The organism is Kitasatospora arboriphila, from assembly GCF_039528095.1.
GTDB lineage: Bacteria > Actinomycetota > Actinomycetes > Streptomycetales > Streptomycetaceae > Kitasatospora > Kitasatospora arboriphila.
The window spans coordinates 1-525 of sequence record NZ_BAAALD010000327.1; the positions used below are offsets into that span (position 1 = coordinate 1).

The window sequence follows — 525 nt, forward strand, 5'->3', positions numbered from 1 at the left end:
CCGCGGTGCCGTTCGCGCGCAGCAGCACCGGGGGTGGATGCCCGGCACTGGAGTAGGTGATGGTGTGCTCGTCCCAGTCGAGGAAGCAGGTGACGGCGGTGGTGGATTCGGCGCCGTCGAGGAAGTGGGCGTAGCGGCCGAGCGCGTCCAGGGCCCGGGCGGGGCCGTCGGCGACGAGCGAGGCGGCGGAGAGGGCGCTGCGGAGCTGGCCCATGACGACGGCGGCGGGCAGGCCGTGGCCGACGACGTCGCCGACGGTGACGGCGATCCTGTCGCCGCCGGGCAGGGGGATGAGGTCGTACCAGTCGCCGCACACGTTCAGCGCGGCGGTCGCGGGCCGGTAGCGGACGGCGGTGCGGTGGGCGCGGATCGCCCGGGCCGGGGGGAGCATGGCGCTCTGCAGGGCGAGGGCGATTTCCCGTTCGCGGGCGTTCGCCTGGCGCAGTCGCTGGTTGACCTCTTCGAGTTCACGCAGCCGGCTGTACAGCTCCGCCTCGACGCGCAGCTCTGCCCCCGGCCCGCCGG

General features: G+C 75.0%; 1 protein-coding gene. It reads right to left on the minus strand.

What is annotated here, in order from left to right; genetic code table 11:
* Positions 1 to 525: PP2C family protein-serine/threonine phosphatase (locus tag ABD353_RS40215; protein WP_344628641.1), on the minus strand; the 525-nt coding region annotated here is incomplete at both ends.